General features: G+C 50.9%; 14 protein-coding genes. 6 read left to right on the top strand and 8 right to left on the bottom strand.

From position 1 onward, the window contains the following. Positions 1–66 precede the first annotated feature (66 nt). The 3 genes from ACO0LM_RS18350 to ACO0LM_RS18340 form a co-directional block, all read right to left on the bottom strand. A complete protein-coding gene (locus ACO0LM_RS18350; RefSeq protein WP_423038713.1) occupies positions 67–1,908 on the bottom strand; it encodes a CocE/NonD family hydrolase in 1,842 nt (613 codons plus the stop codon). A gap of 434 nt (positions 1,909–2,342) precedes the next feature. Beyond that, a complete protein-coding gene (locus tag ACO0LM_RS18345; protein ID WP_423038711.1) occupies positions 2,343–3,686 on the bottom strand; it encodes a sensor histidine kinase in 1,344 nt (447 codons plus the stop codon). Between the two features lie 32 nt (positions 3,687–3,718). Then, the gene (locus tag ACO0LM_RS18340) at positions 3,719–4,384 is read right to left on the bottom strand and encodes a response regulator (protein WP_423038709.1); all 666 of its coding nucleotides are present in this window, start codon (positions 4,382–4,384) and stop codon (positions 3,719–3,721) included. Positions 4,385–4,984: 600 nt separating this feature from the next. Between ACO0LM_RS18340 and icd the strand changes: the two genes are divergently transcribed. From icd to ACO0LM_RS18325, 3 genes are all read left to right on the top strand, one after another. After that, complete coding sequence (gene icd, locus ACO0LM_RS18335; protein ID WP_110257378.1) at positions 4,985–6,238, top strand: NADP-dependent isocitrate dehydrogenase; 1,254 nt, start codon at positions 4,985–4,987, stop codon at positions 6,236–6,238. 476 nt (positions 6,239–6,714) lie between these two features. Further along, on the top strand, positions 6,715–9,456 hold the full coding sequence (locus tag ACO0LM_RS18330; RefSeq protein ID WP_423038707.1) for a DUF3857 domain-containing protein: 2,742 nt from the start codon (positions 6,715–6,717) through the stop codon (positions 9,454–9,456). A 127-nt stretch (positions 9,457–9,583) separates the two neighbouring features. After that, a complete protein-coding gene (locus tag ACO0LM_RS18325; RefSeq protein WP_423038705.1) occupies positions 9,584–10,798 on the top strand; it encodes a hypothetical protein in 1,215 nt (404 codons plus the stop codon). A gap of 80 nt (positions 10,799–10,878) precedes the next feature. Here the strand turns inward: ACO0LM_RS18325 and ACO0LM_RS18320 are convergent, their stop codons facing one another. From ACO0LM_RS18320 to ACO0LM_RS18310, 3 genes are all read right to left on the bottom strand, one after another. After that, complete coding sequence (locus tag ACO0LM_RS18320) at positions 10,879–11,559, bottom strand: response regulator transcription factor (protein WP_423038703.1); 681 nt, start codon at positions 11,557–11,559, stop codon at positions 10,879–10,881. Then, complete coding sequence (locus ACO0LM_RS18315; protein WP_423038701.1) at positions 11,556–12,923, bottom strand: cache domain-containing protein; 1,368 nt, start codon at positions 12,921–12,923, stop codon at positions 11,556–11,558. Before ACO0LM_RS18315 ends, ACO0LM_RS18320 begins: the two co-directional genes overlap by 4 nt. A gap of 147 nt (positions 12,924–13,070) precedes the next feature. Continuing rightward, on the bottom strand, positions 13,071–13,274 hold the full coding sequence (locus ACO0LM_RS18310) for a cold-shock protein (RefSeq protein ID WP_162021162.1): 204 nt from the start codon (positions 13,272–13,274) through the stop codon (positions 13,071–13,073). A gap of 397 nt (positions 13,275–13,671) precedes the next feature. Here ACO0LM_RS18310 and clpS point away from each other — a divergent pair, with 397 nt between their 5' ends. The 3 genes from clpS to ACO0LM_RS18295 all read left to right on the top strand — a co-directional run bounded on the left by clpS (position 13,672) and on the right by ACO0LM_RS18295 (position 16,666). After that, positions 13,672–13,980 carry an ATP-dependent Clp protease adapter ClpS gene (clpS, locus tag ACO0LM_RS18305; RefSeq protein WP_110257372.1) on the top strand — a complete coding sequence of 103 codons (309 nt, stop codon included), beginning with the start codon at positions 13,672–13,674 and terminating at the stop codon, positions 13,978–13,980. Beyond that, the gene (gene clpA, locus ACO0LM_RS18300) at positions 13,977–16,277 is read left to right on the top strand and encodes an ATP-dependent Clp protease ATP-binding subunit ClpA (RefSeq protein ID WP_423038699.1); all 2,301 of its coding nucleotides are present in this window, start codon (positions 13,977–13,979) and stop codon (positions 16,275–16,277) included. Before clpS ends, clpA begins: the two co-directional genes overlap by 4 nt. 110 nt (positions 16,278–16,387) lie before the next feature. Then, positions 16,388–16,666, top strand: a complete 279-nt coding sequence (locus ACO0LM_RS18295; RefSeq protein WP_423038697.1) for a hypothetical protein — start codon at positions 16,388–16,390, stop codon at positions 16,664–16,666. Between the two features lie 99 nt (positions 16,667–16,765). Here ACO0LM_RS18295 and ACO0LM_RS18290 read toward each other — a convergent pair whose 3' ends face one another. Both ACO0LM_RS18290 and ACO0LM_RS18285 read right to left on the bottom strand, forming a co-directional pair. Then, positions 16,766–17,170: an OsmC family protein gene (locus ACO0LM_RS18290; RefSeq protein WP_423038695.1), complete on the bottom strand. Its 405-nt coding sequence runs from the start codon at positions 17,168–17,170 to the stop codon at positions 16,766–16,768. Positions 17,171–17,199: 29 nt separating this feature from the next. Next, on the bottom strand, positions 17,200–18,066 hold the full coding sequence (locus tag ACO0LM_RS18285; protein WP_423038785.1) for a pirin family protein: 867 nt from the start codon (positions 18,064–18,066) through the stop codon (positions 17,200–17,202). Between the last annotated feature and the right edge of the window lie 121 nt (positions 18,067–18,187).

Below are 18,187 nucleotides of genomic sequence, written 5' to 3'. Positions count from 1 at the left end.
GAATGACTATTGATACTTGTATTAACTGGCAAGCGAGAGAGTAATTCGTACTCTCTCGCCGCTTATCTACATAGGTGCACGAGGGCTCTTGCCCACCGGGACAGGAATTTCATTTTTGCGACACGGCTGACGCTGCGTCGCACCGCATTTCGGCAAATCCTTTGCATGGGAATAGGGCAGATATCCGAGAACAATGCTTGATGGATGCGATGGATCATGCCAGATCGTATTTGTCGAAGCCGTGTCCAGGTTACCGAATTGCCAGTATCCAGTTTGCGAGGGTGTGTCCACAGTGATGCGTATGCTCGAACCTTCCCGAAAAATATGAGAGAATTTCAGTATTTCCAAACGCAGCAGGGCGGGTTCGTTTGGCATCATCAGTTTCATCGCACTTTGGGTGAAATCTCCCCAGGCACGCAGTGTGCCGGAGCGACTGCCATCCATTTGCCGTTGCGAAGCTCTTAACCAACCCCGTTGCACAAACATTTCCATGCCGTCGGGCCTTACTTCGGACAGGGTGACCTGGACATCGGTATCAACGGCTGTGGTGCTCAGCCATAGATCGGCAGAACCTTCACCATAGAAACTCAGGTCTTGTGTCAAGGCTGGCGTGGTAAATGTTGCTTGCCCTTGCGCTGATTTCACTGAACCCCAACCCTCATCCTGGGGATTGTTGACGGCTGGACTGGTGACCGGGTAAGGATAGCGGGATGCTTCACCCGTAGTCGCCGGTGCGGCATCGTTCAGCCCACCGCCTGGCTGTAGCCATAGGCGCATCGGCGTGACCTTGATGGGCAATCTGTCGAACTGCGTGACGCCGGTGGGTACAAGTGTCGTTTTGCCGTCGGCCCCCTTGCCTGACTGCATTTCCTGCAGCAAATGCACATGCGGTTCCTGTTCGAAACCATTGTTCTCACCTTTGAGGAAATGGGCGTAAAAACGCTTCAGGGTATTGAACATGTAGTCCGATCTTTCACTCGTATGGTGATCACCGTTGGAACTGATTAACCACATCTTGTCTGGTGCTATGGTTTCTTCGTAATAGCCCATTCGCGTACCAACCTCTTCGTCCTGCCACGCTTGTGTTCCGAGGGTAGGTATGTTGATTTTATTGGTGATCAGCACGGCGCTTTTCTCCGCGTAACGCGCTCCATAGTAGTGATCTTCATTCAGCCATTTGTTTAAATCGATGTCTGGCCGCTGAAGTTTGGCAATATTGTCTGCCACGGTTTTTTCACAATCGGTATCGCCGTCGACCTCTTTCGCAATCTTGGCTGCTGCCGCCCAATGCAATGGAAATTGGCTCCACCAAAGAGACGGAAAGCCTACGTTCTCAATTCCTCCAGGATAGGCAACGTCACGATATATGTCTGCCACGTCTTTGCCGGGGGCAATCGCCACCAAGCCGGCCGGATGTTGTGCTGCGACCCATAGCTGGTCGAAGCCGGCATAGGAATATCCAACCATGCCAACCTTGCCGGTTGACCAGGTCTGCTTGGCTGCCCATTCAACTGCCTGGGCACCTGCAGCCCCGACTGATGCATCAAATATGTGATCGTCACCAGGAGAGCAAGCCGTGCCAGGCACGCTCAACCCCATGACCGCATAGCCTTCTGCGACCCAGCGTTTTCCGACGGAAGTGGGTTCAGCACCGGCCGAGTAACCATCATATTCGATCAAAACGGGATAGCTTCCTGTCGATGCGGGCAAAATCACCGAGTAGCGCATCTTGCCACCGCCTGGCAGTGAGATGTAACCCCATTTTTTTACTGGTCCCGGCTCTTCGGTTAGTGGTGGATTAGGCGTGGTCGGCGCAGTACTGCTGCCTTTGCATGCCGCCAGGCTAATCGCAATCAGCGCAAGACAGGTGATAAAAGGCCATCGTACTCTGTGGTTAAGAGTTGTCATAAATTTTCTCCATAGGAAAATTGATAGGGTGCCTGTTACAGGCACTAAATCGTCTCTAATCAGTCAAAGCGCCAACGCCTGAAAATCATCTTTGTGACGCGTGGATATTCGTCAACGCGGATGCAATGCAGTCGGGGTGATTGGATAGACTTCTTAACATTCACGCCTGTTTGAATAACAGGCAAGTGGACGGCGAAGCTGTCCCGTAACGGCATGGCATTGCCCTCTTGGAGTGTCGATCATGACGAATGATTTTTGCATCCGTTCAGAAGCATTCTGGACGAGGGAGATTAAGAACTCTTTAATAGGGGAGACTATCTGCGCAAGATAAACGAACTAATTGTCTGATTGCCGCGCCAGGACTTTTTGAGTGTGTCAGGCGATACCGTGCGATACCGTTCCGGCTTGGATGGCACCAGGTCGGGAGGGGCTTTCTACGCTGGAGCGTGGGAAGTATTTTCTATGTCATCAAAGTAGATGGATATGCTAAAACCCCGACCATCCAATCCTGCGCCGGTTGCTATCGCAGCATGGTGCGAGTCTGCGATGCGGGCCACGAGCGATAAACCGATTCCACTGCCATGCTGCCCGTTTCCGGCTATGCGATAAAAGCGGTCGAAAACGCGTGATCTTTCTTCTTCCGGGATACCGGGCCCGTTATCGGAAATAGTCAGGCATATCTTGTTTGTTTCGAGAATTTTTGCATGCTTGCAAGACACCGCAATACGTCCCTCTTTTTCTGTGAAGCGACATGCATTGTCGAGCAGATTACGCAGCAAGGTGCCTATTTCATTGATGTCACCCAACACAAAACAAACGTCCATATCAAGTGAAATCAGTTGATTTTTGCTGCTTGCAAAGAATTTGCAGTCATCAAGCACGAGATTGATTAATCGGGAAATATCTACAGAGGTGTGTTGGCGGGTATCTGTAGAAGAGTCAATTCTTGCGAGATCAAGCAATTGTTCCGATAGTCTTGCTCCGCGGTCCACCCCGGCTACCAGGTGCTGTAGTGCATTATTTTTTTCATCCATCGTAGTGGCGCTGAGCGCGATGTGGGCTTGAGCAGACAGCACAGCCAGAGGGGTGCGTAGCTCGTGTGCGGCATCGGCAATAAAACGTCGTTCTCCGGCGATTGATTGTCCGAGTCGTTCAAGTAAGCGATTGAATGATTGCACCAAAGCTTGCATTTCTTTGGGGAGCCGGTTGACAGCCAAGGGCGTAAAATCGAATGCGGGTTTGTCCTGTAGTGTGGTGCAAAGGTCTTTCACAGGTTTGAAAGATTTCAGAATGACCCACCAGATTGCTGAACCCAGGATGGTAAACATTAACGCAATGTAGATGCCTCCTGAAATCAAACCGGATACGATGTCTTGATAAGCGGTTGTGATTGGTCTGGCGATTTGAATCTGTATATGGTGATTGGGGTCAGACACGACGTAGACCCGGGATGTTTCGTTATCAATCATTTCCCTGGAAAAACCGTCATTGAAATTCGCCTTCATCGGAATGCCAGGCGCACCTGGCGAGCGTATCGCAAGATGACGGTTGACCCACACCTGGAAAATAACGGAATCTTTTTTGTACGAGTCAGGGATAGGCGTCGCTCCTGCCCACTCGGAAGAGGTGCCAAGTAAATCTGCATTTGCTGGCAGCGAATAGAGTATGAGCTCTGCTGAGCCGCGCAACATGGAATCAACCCATCCCTTATTCTCCCACCACATGAAATTGGCCCAGAACAAGCCCCAAAAAATCCAGAACACTACGATGGTAGACATCGATGCTGCCAGCAGACGGACCTGTAATGATTTCATCGCTGATGTTCGCCCAGCCGATACCCAAAACCGTGTACCGTGGTAATCAATTCATCACCCAGCTTGCGTCGCAGTTGATGAATATAGACGGCAATGGTATTGCTTTCTATGGCGATATCTCCGCCGTACATCGCGTTTTCAATCTGGTCCCGCGTCACTACCTTTCCCAGGCGTTCCATCAGCGTCAGTAAAGTACGGTATTCATGGCTACTCAGTGCAATCGGTTTGCCGGCTTTCAGGACCACGCGTTGCGTTGGGTCCAGCGTAACGTCCTGATAGTGGAAAGAAGAGGATACCCGTCCTTGCGCGCGACGTACGACCGCACGCAATCGTGCATATAGCTCACTGGGCTGGAATGGCTTGACGATATAATCGTCAGCTCCCACATCCAGCCCAATAATCCGGTCACTCAACTGGTCGCGTGCCGTCACAATCAACACCGGGGTAGGGTCATAGCTCGCACGCATGGTTTTCAATATGCTCAAACCTGACTCTCCAGGCAGGCTGAGGTCAAGCAGTACAGCAGAATAGTGGTGATCGATCAGCGCGATGCGAGCCGCTTTGGCATCAGTCACCCAGCTTACTTCCCAAGTGTTTTGTTGCAGGCCGGTACGCATTGCCTCGGCCAGCATGATGTCGTCTTCTACTAACAGGATTTGCATCGTGTTCTCAAATTAATCAGATTGGGGTAACACCGGGTGAACACACTTTGCATACTAGGTATGGCCATGCAAATGGCGAGGTCAGCATCAAAATGGTCACAAGGCGACAGAGGTACACATCCCGGGATAATGAAATAAGACTGCAAGGAAAAGTGATCGTTCCTGGCTTCTGCAGGGTTTTAATGATCGTATATCAAAAATATTAAGAATTTATTAATCTTAACATCCATGCAGGCATATGTTGTTAGTTTGCAATTTTTTATATAATGTACCGGCCAATGATGCGCTCTGGGACCGGTTTATTGCATACAAGTCTAGCTTCGGGCCACATAAGGACTATGATGGAGATTGCCGAAGGCAGGCTTGCAGCATGAATCCGGCTGCCTTGGTGCCAGCAAAGCTGACAAACTGATGGCATACAGTAAAATAGTAGTGCATAATACGAAATGATGGTCTTGTGTCTTATAGAAGAGTTAATGCAAAAGTCATGCTGTCCTGATCTGCTGGATCAGTCAAATTGACGACCGGCAACATATGGGCATGCAAGACAAATGAAGAGAAAAGCGCGACCCGCTTGATCGCCCAACTACGGAGAAAACGATGTATCAACATATTCAAGTACCTGCTGAAGGTAAACAAATTACCGTCAATGCTGATTTTTCGCTGAATGTTCCTGACAATCCTATCATCCCTTTCATTGAAGGCGATGGCACTGGTGTTGATATCAGCCCGGTCATGATCAAGGTCGTTGATGCGGCCGTAGCGAAAGCCTACGCAGGCAAGCGCAAAATCAGCTGGATGGAAATCTATGCCGGTGAAAAATCCACTAAAGTCTATGGCCCTGATGTCTGGCTGCCAGAAGAAACACTGAAAGTCTTGAAAGACTACGTTGTTTCCATCAAAGGCCCACTGACTACGCCAGTTGGCGGCGGCATCCGTTCTTTGAACGTGGCCCTGCGTCAAGAGCTGGACCTGTACGTCTGCCTGCGCCCAGTGCGTTATTTCAAAGGCGTGCCTTCCCCAGTGCGTGAGCCAGAAAAAACAGACATGGTCATCTTCCGTGAAAATTCTGAAGATATCTATGCCGGTATTGAATTCGCTGAAGGCTCTGACCAGGTTAAAAAACTGATCAAGTTCCTGACCGAAGAAATGGGCGTCAAGAAAATCCGTTTCCCTGAAACTTCTGGTATCGGCGTCAAGCCAGTATCCCGTGAAGGCACAGAACGTCTGGTACGCAAAGCGATCCAGTACGCTATCGACAATGACAAGCCATCCGTGACTATCGTCCACAAAGGCAACATCATGAAGTACACCGAAGGTGGCTTCCGTGACTGGGCTTATGCTTTGGCACAAAAAGAATTCGGTGCAGAACTGATCGACGGTGGCCCATGGTGCAAATTCAAGAATCCTAAAACAGGCAAAGAAATCACTGTCAAGGATTCCATCGCTGACGCCTTCTTGCAACAAATCCTGTTGCGTCCCGCAGAATACAGCGTGATCGCTACACTGAACCTGAACGGTGACTATATCTCTGATGCGCTGGCAGCCCAGGTTGGCGGTATCGGTATTGCCCCAGGTGCCAACCTGTCTGACTCTATCGCCATGTTTGAAGCAACCCACGGTACAGCACCTAAGTATGCCGGTAAAGATTATGTGAACCCAGGTTCCCTGATCTTGTCCGCAGAAATGATGTTGCGCCACATGGGTTGGCTGGAAGCCGCCGATCTGTTGATCAGCGCTACAGAAAAAGCCATCACAGCCAAGAAAGTCACTTATGACTTCGCCCGCCTGATGGAAGGCGCGACCCAAGTGTCTTGCTCCGGTTTCGGCGATGTCATGATCGAAAACATGTAAATTCCAATGCGTTGATACGGCTTGCTGCAAGTCGTATCACTAGCAAGGAAAGCAACAACAAAAAGCCCTCTGTCGCAAGACAGGGGGCTTTTTGCTGGGGGCTAGTTTTTACCTGTGCATATTCCATTCTGATAAAATTATCCTGACAAACAAATCTCGAAGTTGGTTTTCAGAGCAGGCATAGATTGTTGGATCATGGCTTCGGGACCCCGGCACGACCATACAGGTCTGTGTTTTTATGGCTGTTGATCGTAACAATTTGCAGTAATTTGCAATAATGCCACTCGCTTTTCTTGATTGGTCTTTCAAGCCAGTGAACCATTCCTTGCATACTTATGACGCCATACAAAACAAGCAAAAAAGCAACTGAAGCGGCATCTCTGACAAGACTATCTTGCAGACTGAATCAACAGTTCGACAACGGCTTCCTCTTTGCCTGTTGTGCAGTTTTTCTGGTATTGCTATGCAATGGCCTGGTGCATGCAGCCCAAACGGATAATCCTGGTACAGGTAAATCACAAGATCCGCAACGCTTTGAAAAAAACCTGACGCGCGGCGAGGCTGTTCCGGCCTGGGTTGAGCAAGACCAGGGAAAACAGGTCGCGGATGCCGGCACCACAGCACCGCTGGTGATTCGCCTGTCCGACGTCCAGGTATATGTCGACAAGCAGCCCAGCACCTATATCCATCGCATGACGCAGGTGAATGAAGCATCCATGCTGACCCAGGTGGGCAGGATAGAAATCCCTTTTCACTCCGAATACCAGCGGGTTGGCCTGCACAGCGTGCGGGTATTGCGCGGTGCCACCATGTTTGACAAGACCACGACTGCCGACATCCGTTTTCTGCAAATGGAGAGTGATCTCGATTCTGGCATCTTCACCGGTTCTGTCACTGCCTCTATCGTGATCGACGATATACGGGTGGGTGATATTGTTGATATTGCCTATACGACGACGGGGCAGAATCCTGTCTTTGACGGGAACTTCTTTCAAACCATGTTGTGGGATAACAGTTTTCCCACCTTGCGCAAGCGTGTGCGCCTGAGTTCACCCATCAGCAGACCTATCAATTATCGGGTGATAGGACAGGGTAACGGCGCTATCCAGACCAGGGAAGAACAAGTCGCTGGTCGCAAAATCATGAGCTTTTCTGCCGGCCCCATGAAAGCGATCGAGTATGAACCATATGTTCCGCGTGACGTACTCCAGTTCCGGGCGATACAGTTTTCAGAATTTTCACAATGGCAGCAAGTGAGCCAATGGGCGCAAAACCTGTTTGATGTGAGCAGCACCAGCGCCGATGTCGAAAAAGTCGTTGCCGGTTTGCGTGGTGCAGCCAATTCCGATGAAACGGTGCAGCAGGCCCTGGCCTACGTACAAAACGAGATACGCTATCTGTCGATTTCCATCGGTGAAAATTCACATAAACCTTTCCCTCCGGACGTGGTTTTGTCGCGTCGTTATGGTGACTGCAAAGATAAATCCCTGTTGCTGGTGACCATTTTGCGCAAGCTGGGTATAGAGGCGTCACCCGTATTGATTTCTGCCACCAATCCAAGACTGGCCGGAAAAATGCTGCCCACACCGATGGCCTTTGATCATGCAATAGTCCGGGCCAGGGTGAATGGCAAGACCTACTATCTGGACCCGACCCGGGCGGCTCAGTATGGCCCCCTGACCAATATGGGCCAAGTACATGAAGGGGCGGAAGTGCTGGTGATTCAAAAAGAGACGCGCGATCTGGCCACCGTCCCGAAAAAAGACGAAGGCACACAGACTATCAACGGCAGGGTAGAGAAAATCCGCCTGCAGAAATTGGACGGGCTCGCAGATTTCCAGCTTATCCACCAATACTCTGGGGTTGAGGCAGAACAGGTGCGTCACTACCTGGCCAGCCAGACCAGGGACCAGGTCAAGAACGGGTATATTGCTTCCGTTTTGCGGCGCTATCCGAATGCCGAGCTGCGATCCGGGCCGACCGTGTCAGACAACCGCCAGGCCAACACCCTGAACATAGAGTTGAGTTTCCAGATCCCCGGCATGCTGGAAAAGACTGCTGCTGGATGGCAATTGCGTTATCAGGCATCGAATATGCGTGAGCGTTTTGTCTTGCCAGAAAACCCCAAGCGCACCCAGCCACTGGTGGTGGCTGGCCTTACGCCATTGATTCGGTATGAGCTGGAAATCAGCCTGCCAGAAGAAATCAATGCGAATTACACGCCATCGACTTCAAAGATAGACAACCCGGCATTCCAGGCCAGCGAGGTGTTGACGTTTAAAGGGAATGTGTTCCGGGCTTCCGTAGAACTGCGCACCTTGAAAGACCGGGTAGCGCCGCAGGAAGTGGTCGAGTATATGGCAGATACGCGCAAATTTGGCGCTATGATGGAAGGCGCGGCGAATGTACGCAAGACAGATGTGCGTGAAGCCGCTGACCGCAAGCCCGTCGCCGACCTGCCGCTGAAACAAAAAATAAGTGAGCAACTGGAAGAAAACATTCGTAGCAAGACCCGGCTCATCAATGAGGCACGCGCCAACAGCAGCAATGCCGGCATCGCTTTATGTGAGCGCGGCTTGTCCTATGCGCGCATGGGAAGAAAATCTGAAGCCAATGCCGATTTGCAGGCCCTGCAAAAAGAAGCACTGGATGCCCAGGTGTTGTTACGCTGCCGTGCAAAAATTTATTTTGCGATTGGTGATTTCAAGAATAGCGAAAGCGATGCCGGGCGTTTGTTGGCGCAAGCCCCTGCCGATGGCGATATTCATATGCTGAGGGGCATGTCTTTGTTCGCACTGGCAAAATGGCGTGAAGCAGCCGACAGTTTTGCCTTGAGCTTTGATCAAAGCAATACCAGTCGCAGCAAATTACGTGCCGATATCCTGCGTCAGTTGGCGCTGAAACGCCAAAATCCGCAAGCTACCCTGGCAAGCACGACAGACAGTGGTGACGACTGGCTCTATGACATGCTGGCAGCGACCAATACCGGCGGAAAATCAGAAGACCAGGTATTGCATCAGGTGCACAAGCGTACTGGAGATGAGTTGGATGCCGCCCTGGCAGAAGCTTATTTCTATATCGCGCAACTCAATATCATCAACGGCAACAAAATCAAGGCCATGGTGTATATGCAGCGATCTGTTGAAAAAGGAATGTTGACGGCTGAATACAGACCGTTGGCAGAGGTTGAAGCAGAGCGACTGAAGAAAAATAAGTAAAGTAATAAAAATATTTAGTACGGCCAGGAGCTGCAACGCTTTGTGGCGGTTTTGCGTCAGTCCTAAAAAAATCAAAAATTATAAAATAAATGAGGGAATGAAAATGTCTGCGTGGCGATTATTAATAATGTTGTTCTTGTCTTGTTCGTCTTGCCTGGCTTCGTTTGTTGAAGCGGCGGTGATACCCATCACCACTCCGGCCCGGGTCGAGGATGTACAGCAAATTGTGCGTATGTTCGGTTTAGACCAGGGGATACAGAATTCCATCCGGCGTGGAGTGGAAACCAATAACAGAGCAAAGCCTGAGACGTATATGGATCAGGAAATTTTCATGCGGCCTTTTACCGTCGATGCCATTAATCTGCATACCTCCACCGTGCTTGCCAAGTATTTGTCGTCTGACTATGCGCAAAAGCTGTTGAAGGAATTACCCAAGCCGATAGGCAGGATTTCTACTCGCCTGTGGCAAATCCAGACGAATCAAAACCTGGATGCCGCGAAAGCTGAATTCAATAAATTGCCCATCGCCGACCGCAAGGCCTTGAATGAATTTCGTGCGACACCCACGGTCCTGAGTATGATCAATGCATTGAGAAACAGTCAGAATGAACGTGAAGAAGAGTTGGGTAACTGGTCCAAGAATGAAATGCAGGCCCGCATACGCCAGGCTCGCAAATCGATTGCCGAGTTGATGGAAATAAGTCTCAAACTTGAAAAAGAGGAGCTGGGCGAAAACGTCAAGTTATCTGAGCGTATTCCGCTGACTGGCCTGCGATTTTTTGACCAGGAGGCACGCCTGACTTTCGACTACCTGCGCGCCAATCTCAAACAGAATATGCAATTTTCTGAAGAGATGAAAGCCATAAACCTTGGCGATGTCTTGCTGCCAGCAAGTTTGACCTCGCGTGAGGGGCTGGAAAAAGGCAATCTGACCTTGTTGGCAGCGGAAAATATGTTCGACAATAATTCAAAACGCTTCGACAGCTTGCGCGCGACCTATACCGAAGCGGTAGAAAGAATCGTCATGACGCCGCAGCAAAGGCAGGAAATTGTGGCTGACAATAAAAAGACCATGGAAGACATCCTTGATCGCCGGATACGCCGCAATGAATATTTGCGGTCGTTTCTGGAACTGAAAAAACAGGTGCTAGCCTTGTGTGAAAGTCGCTTTGGCAAAATCAAACTCGAAGCGGGTAGCCTGATGTTCGACACTGACCAGGATCTGAACCAATATAACGGTCTGGTCAGGCAGATCAATACCGCAAGACAAGGCTTGCTCGATGTAGAAAAAGAAGGACTGGACGATAGAACCCGTGCACTGGAAGCGTACAAGAAGAAGTAAACCGAACAAACCGCCTTGAGGGGCGGTTTGTTCTTTGGTTCCAATGGATGATCAGTTTCAAAGTACGTGAAATAGGATTTTCACGCAATCACATTATTCAGAGCATACCGTATCAAATCCGCCTGCCCCTCGATATTGAGCTTGCGCTTGATATTCAGTCGGTGGGTTTCCACGGTCCTGACGCTCAGGCCCAGTTCATTGGCGATGTGTTTATTGGATTTGCCGGTGGCGATGCTTTTTAATATATCTTGTTCCCGCTGTGTCAGTATCTGGTTGTTGTCGGGTGTGCCGCTCTGTTTTTTCAGGCCGGAACTGAAATACGTGCCGCCAGCAATGACGGTGTCGATAGCCTCAATGATTTCCACCGCCGGGGCATCTTTCAGGACATAGGCACGCGCGCCAGCCTGCATGGACTGGTTCACATATTCTGCCTTTTCATGCATGGACAGCATGATGACGGCAATGTCCGGGTAGTCGGCCTTGAAACGGGCCGTCAGGCTGATGCCATTCCCTGTTCCAAGGTTGATATCCATCAGCACCAGGTTGATCTTGGTAGAGGCGGCAATGGCCAGCGCTTCTTCGGCGTTACCGGCTTCGCCAGCGACGTGGATCGTGGCGATGGTTTCCAGTCGGGCACGCAGACCATCCCTGACCAGCGGGTGGTCATCTACCAGCAGCAGGTGGACCTGGGTTGGCTGTTGATTGGCGCTGTCTGGTGCAGCTTCTGTCAGCAGTGGCTGGACCGTTTGTTGGTCGGTCATGTGTCTTCTCCGTTCGGAATGCGGGCGATGACGGTGGTGCCGTCAATATTTGATTGTAGTTCCAGGCTGCCGTTGATGGCGGCCAGTCGTTCGCGCATATTGCTGAGGCCTATGCCGCGGTGCGGGTGGTTGGCCACGCCCTTGATGTCAAAGCCGCTGCCGTCATCGGTAATGATGAGGCAGATGCTGCTACCTTCGCAATTCAGTTGCATATCGACATGACTGACTTTTTCTGCATGTTTGTGGATATTCGTCAGCGCTTCTTGCGCCACCCGGAACAGCACGGTATTGCTGATTTCACTCAACGCATGGAAATCACCTTCGGCATGGAAGCTGACCGGCAGGGACGTGGCGCTTTCAAATTCGTCCGCCAGGTGCCCAAATGCGGCCACCACGCCCAAATCATCGAGCAGTGCAGGGCGGAGGTTGTGGGAAATGCGTCGCACCTCGCTGAGGGCTTCGTTAAGCTGGTCGGTGGCACGCACGAAGGAAGTCTTGGCGGCGTCCGGGTTGCCATTGTTCTGGCCCAGCTTGACCAGGCCGGATTCGATCTGCAGCTTGATCGATACCAGCAACTGGCTGAGACCGTCATGCAGGTCACGCGACAGGCGGGCGCGTTCATCTTCCTGCGAGCTGACCACGCTTTGCGCCAGCACTTTGAGCTTGGCTTCAGCCAGCCGCGATTCGCTGATATTCAGCGCCAGGCCGGACAAGGCAATCAACAGGGCGCTGATGAGGGCAATGCCGGCGATCCAGGACATGGTGCTTTGTATGTTTTTCGCCACTTGAATGTCAATTTTATTGAGGGCGTTGTCGACATCGTCCAGGTAAATGCCGGTGCCCAGCATCCAGCCCCATTGTTCCAGCATGACCACATAGCCGAGCTTGGGCATGACTTTGTGCATGGATGGCTTTTCCCACATGTAGCGGATGGCACCGCCACCGGATTTGGCCTTGTTGATCAAATCCTGGATGGTGAAATTGCCTTGTGGGTCAGTCATGTCCCATAAGTCCTTGCCGACCAGGTCGGGCTGGCGCGGGTGCATGAGGTTTTTGCCCTGCATGTCATAGATGTAAAAATAACCATCGTCGCCAAAATCCAATGCTGCCAGAATCTTCTTGGCTTCTTCGCGGGTGGCCGGGCTTTGTTGTTTGCTGTTGTAAAGATGGGAAACGGCCGCTGTGCCCAGGGTGACATAATGCTTGAGTTCGGCTTCCTTGCTGGCCAGGTAAGCTTGTTCGACCGTGTTTCTTTGCTGCTTGGCGAGAAAGGTTGCCTGATAAAACACGGCTACCGCTATCCCGGCAAAGGACAACAGGAAGGGCGCAACCGCCAGCAGGATGATTTTATACCTGAGTTTCATGAAGCAAATCGGGTTCCGGGTACCGCTACAATCAAAAGGAGTTCTACTGTAGCCTTGAACCGGATTTAAGGCAAAATGAATGCAGGCGGGCAGCAGGTGAAAAAAAACCCCGCCTGGGCGGGGTTTTTCATAAAGCCAAAATCGGTATTAAGGATTTTGGATGTTGGAAGCTTGCTTGCCTTTAGGGCCTTGCGTGACTTCGAACGTTACTTTTTGACCTTCTTTCAGGGTCTTAAAGCCGTTCATCTGGATTGCGGAAAAGTGGGCGAACAAATCCTCACCGCCGTCATCCGGAGTGATAAAGCCGAAACCTTTGGAATCATTGAACCACTTGACGGTACCTGTTGCCATAATGCATCTTTCAAATAGAAACTAATCACACGAGCCGTAAAAGCAAGAAACCTAGCACTATGCTACCTCCCCCTTGACCTGCTCACTTCATATTGACAATTTAGTACTTATCTTGTCAATAAATATCATTCTTGGCGGAAAAAAAGCTAAAGTCAAGAAACTTTTGGTTACAAATGCACTAGTCATGCCGTACTGTTGTATTTTTACTTAATGACAAGAAAATCCCGTAAATTAAACGGAAATAAATAGATTTTTAAAAGAAACTTGATCTATGGGAATTAATCACCATCTGCGAGAAAAGCGGAAAGCGCGTAACATTTGATCAGGGCGAGAATTAAGCTGGTTTTATTCGCTTATTATTTGTCTCTGGACTGAATCAACGTACTAGAATATACGTATGGGAAACAAGCAAGAAAACGGTACGATACTGGAACGTCAGGCTCAGAAGCTAAAGCCGCCTTCCATGTACCAGGTGATTTTATTGAATGATGACTACACTCCTATGGAATTTGTGGTGGCTATCGTACAAGAATATTTTAACAAGGATCGTGAAACTGCCATGCAGATCATGCTCAAGGTGCACAGGGATGGCAAAGGGATATGTGGCGTTTATTCCAAGGATATTGCGCTGACCAAAGTGGAACTCGTTTTAACGCACGCCCGTAAGGCAGGACACCCCCTGCAATGTGTGATGGAGGAAGTATGATTGCGCAAGAACTGGAAGTTAGTCTGCATATGGCCTTTGTTGAGGCCAGGCAGGCTCGTTATGAATTCATCACGGTTGAGCATTTATTGCTGGCCTTGCTGGACAACCCTTCCGCAGCGGAAGTCTTGAGGGCTTGCGCTGTCAATATTGACGATTTGCGCAAAACCCTGGGTAATTTCATTACCGACAATACACCTACCGTTCCAGGTACCAGTGAAGTCGATACCCAGCCAACGCTGGGTTTCCAGCGCGTGATCCAGCGGGCCATCATGCATGTGCAGTCGGCATCGAATGGCAAGAAAGAGGTCACCGGTGCCAATGTGCTGGTTGCCATCTTTGGCGAAAAAGATTCTCATGCTGTGTATTATTTACATCAGCAGGGCGTGACACGCCTGGACGTTGTGAACTTCATTTCGCATGGCGTGCGCAAGGACAGTCACAACGAACCGGCTAAATCGCCAGAGGGTAACGAAGAAAACGCTGCCGAAGCCCAGGTCAAGGAAAACCCGCTTGACCAGTTCACGCAAAACCTGAACAAGGCTGCCGCCGAAGGCAAGATTGATCCACTGATCGGCCGTGACAGCGAACTAGAGCGCGTGATCCAGATTCTGTGTCGTCGCCGCAAAAACAACCCGCTGCTGGTGGGTGAGGCCGGTGTTGGCAAAACTGCCATCGCCGAAGGCCTGGCATGGCGCATCACCCAAAATGATGTACCTGATATTTTGAATAACGCCGTCGTCTATTCACTGGACATGGGTGCTTTGCTGGCCGGTACCAAATACCGTGGTGATTTCGAGCTGCGCCTTAAAGGTGTGCTGAAACAGTTGAAAGACACGCCCAACGGCATCTTGTTCATTGATGAAATCCACACCATCATCGGTGCCGGTTCGGCATCGGGCGGTACGCTGGATGCATCCAATCTGTTGAAACCGGCGCTGTCCAGTGGCCAGTTGAAGTGCATCGGTGCGACAACTTATACAGAATACCGTGGTGTGTTTGAAAAAGACCACGCTCTGGCACGTCGTTTCCAGAAAATTGATGTCAATGAACCAACCGTGGAACAAACCGTGCAGATTTTGCGTGGCCTGAAATCCAAGTTTGAAGAACACCACAACGTCAAGTATTCTGCATCGGCGCTGGCGACTGCGGCTGAACTGTCTGCCCGTTTCATCAATGACCGTCATTTGCCTGACAAGGCCATCGACGTGATCGACGAAGCTGGTGCGGCACAGCGCATTTTGCCCAAGTCCAAGCAAAAGAAAACCATAGGCAAGGCCGATATCGAAGACATCATCTCGAAAATCGCCCGTATTCCGCCACAGACTGTCAATCAGGACGACCGCAGCAAGCTGCGCACCATAGACCGCGACCTGAAAAACGTGGTCTTTGGTCAGGAACCTGCGATTGAAGCGCTGTCATCTGCCATCAAGATGGCACGTGCCGGCTTGGGCAAGACAGACAAGCCTATCGGTTCTTTCCTGTTCTCCGGTCCTACCGGCGTCGGCAAGACCGAGGTCGCCAAGCAACTGGCGTTCACCCTGGGTATAGAACTGATACGCTTCGACATGTCGGAATACATGGAAAGGCATGCCGTCAGCCGTCTGATTGGCGCGCCACCGGGTTATGTTGGTTTTGATCAGGGTGGTTTGCTGACTGAAGCCATCACCAAAAAACCACATGCCGTGCTGTTGCTGGATGAAATTGAAAAAGCCCATCCGGATGTCTTCAACATCCTGTTGCAGGTCATGGACCATGGCACGTTGACGGATAACAACGGTCGCAAGGCCGATTTCCGCAACGTCATCATCATCATGACCACCAATGCCGGCGCTGAAAGCCTGCAGAAACGCTCTATCGGTTTCAATGACAGTAAAGAAGCCGGTGATGAAATGGCGGATATCAAGCGCATGTTTACGCCTGAATTCCGCAATCGTCTGGATGCCATCATCAGCTTCCGTGCACTGGATGAAGAAATCATCCTGCGTGTGGTCGACAAGTTCCTGATGCAGTTGGAAGAGCAATTGCACGAGAAAAAAGTCGAAGCGACATTCACGGATAATTTGCGTAAATTCCTGGGTAAAAAAGGCTTTGATCCACTCATGGGTGCCCGTCCTATGGCACGTTTGATACAGGACATGATACGTAAAGCCTTGGCGGATGAACTTTTGTTCGGTAAGCTGGTGACAGGTGGTCGCGTGATTGTTGACCTGGATGACAAAGACCAGATCAAACTGGAATTTTCTGAAGGCGATGCAACTCCGCCAGAAACATCGCAAGAGGTGGTTGAAGTCGAATAAATTGCTACACACCCCGCACGTGCTTAAACGTGTTTACGATCAAAGCACGTGCGGGGCCTTCCAGACAATAATGAGCAAGGGTTGCACACCTATGCGCAAAGGAGACAAGTATGGCTGGCTTGAAACTTCCCACCTATATACTGGAATATACAACCAAGACCATCGATGCCGTGTTATCGCAGACGGCACTCGAAGGTAATGAAGTAGAAATCGATGTGTATGAACGCATGGATGCCAGCAAAAAGCATACGGCGTCCGGTATCCGGGTCAAGGGTGACGGCGACATGTTTCGCGTATCCGTCAAGACGGCAAGCGGCTCGCACAGCGATGACTGGAACTACACCATCTTGCGGGAATCAGCAGGACGCAGCCGCAAGATGAAAAAATAAGCCACTGTCAGTGGAAAAGTAAGCAAAGCAAAAGCCCGGCTATGCGCCGGGCTTTTGCTTTTTGCTTTTGTTTTTTTATTTCTGGGTTCAACTTGGTAGTCAACCCGCGCTGGTGATAATCGTCGGTGAGCTGGTGATGGTCTTGTGTACCGGGCATTTTGCTGCGATGGCAATCAGGCGGGTGCGCTGCTCTTCGGTCAATTCTGCACCCTGCAGGATGACTTCTTTCGTGAATATATCCTGCACGCCTTCCTTGTGATGGGTCAGTTTGACTTCCACCTTGTCCAGCGGCCAGGCGTGCTGGCGGGCATACCAGCGCACTGTGATGGCAGTACATTCGCCCAGTGCTGCGGTCAGCAGGTCATACGGGGCAGGGCCCAGGTTGCCCCCTTCCACATCCAGCGGCTCGTCACCTTTGATGTGGTGGCCGGATACAGCGATATCGACAGCAAAATTACTTTCGCCGGTTTCGATGACATGGGCAGAGATGGTCTTTTCGGTCATGGTCTTGTTCCTGTTGCTATTGATGGTTCTTAGTCTGGAAGCGGGATAAATTCATCGTCGCCAGGTACTTTGCCGAGGCGGCCCGCTTTCCAGTCATCTTTGGCCTGCTCGATGCGCGCTTCCGAGGTCGATACAAAATTCCAGAAAATATAACGTTGCTCAGGCAGTGTGGCACCACCCAGCAAGACCAGGTGGGCATCGCTGCTGGCGGTGATGGTCACTGCTGCACCTTCTTCAAACACGGGCATGCTGCGCTGCTGTATGGTTTCATCACCGATACGCAATTCGCCTGATATCAGGTACAGGGCACGCTCGGCGTATTCGGCAGGCACCTGCAACTGGCTGCCAGCGGGCATTTTGGCTTCCACATAAAACAGCGGGCTGAATATTTTTACCGGTGCCGTGTGGCCATAGGCAGAACCGGCGATCAGCTTCAGTGCCACCTGGCCGATGTCAAATGTGGGCAGGGTGTCTGCCGCATGGTGATGGAACTCTGGTTCCACTTCTTCGAATTCTTTCGGCAGCGCGACCCAGCTCTGCAAGCCATGCAGGGTACGGTTCTGCCTACGCTGTTCCGGGCTGCTGCGCTCAGAATGCACGATGCCGCGCCCGGCCGTCATCCAGTTGACGGCACCTGCCAGTATTTCCTGTTCTGAACCCAGGCTGTCACGGTGGTACATATTGCCTTCAAACAGATAAGTCACTGTCGCCAGGCCTATGTGCGGATGCGGGCGTACATCCATGCCATGTCCGGCTTCAAATTCGGCTGGACCCATATGGTCCAGGAAGATAAACGGGCCTACCATATGCCGTTTGGCAAATGGCAGCACGCGGCCAACAGTAAAATCGCCAAGATTCTTGACGCGCGGGCTGATGATCAGGCTGATGACACTCATATGCATGGTCCTTTCCGGATGAGTCTGATATAGAAGCCGGAGTGAGGTATCCGGCAAGCATGAACAGACATGAAAACTGGTTTTGCCATGGATTGTAATTCCAAAGCAAGCATCCTGCATT

Origin of the sequence: Undibacterium sp. Di26W, assembly GCF_049340265.1 — a bacterium.
In the GTDB taxonomy this organism is placed as follows: domain Bacteria; phylum Pseudomonadota; class Gammaproteobacteria; order Burkholderiales; family Burkholderiaceae_D; genus Undibacterium.
This window is presented reverse-complemented; position numbering and strand designations above follow the sequence as displayed.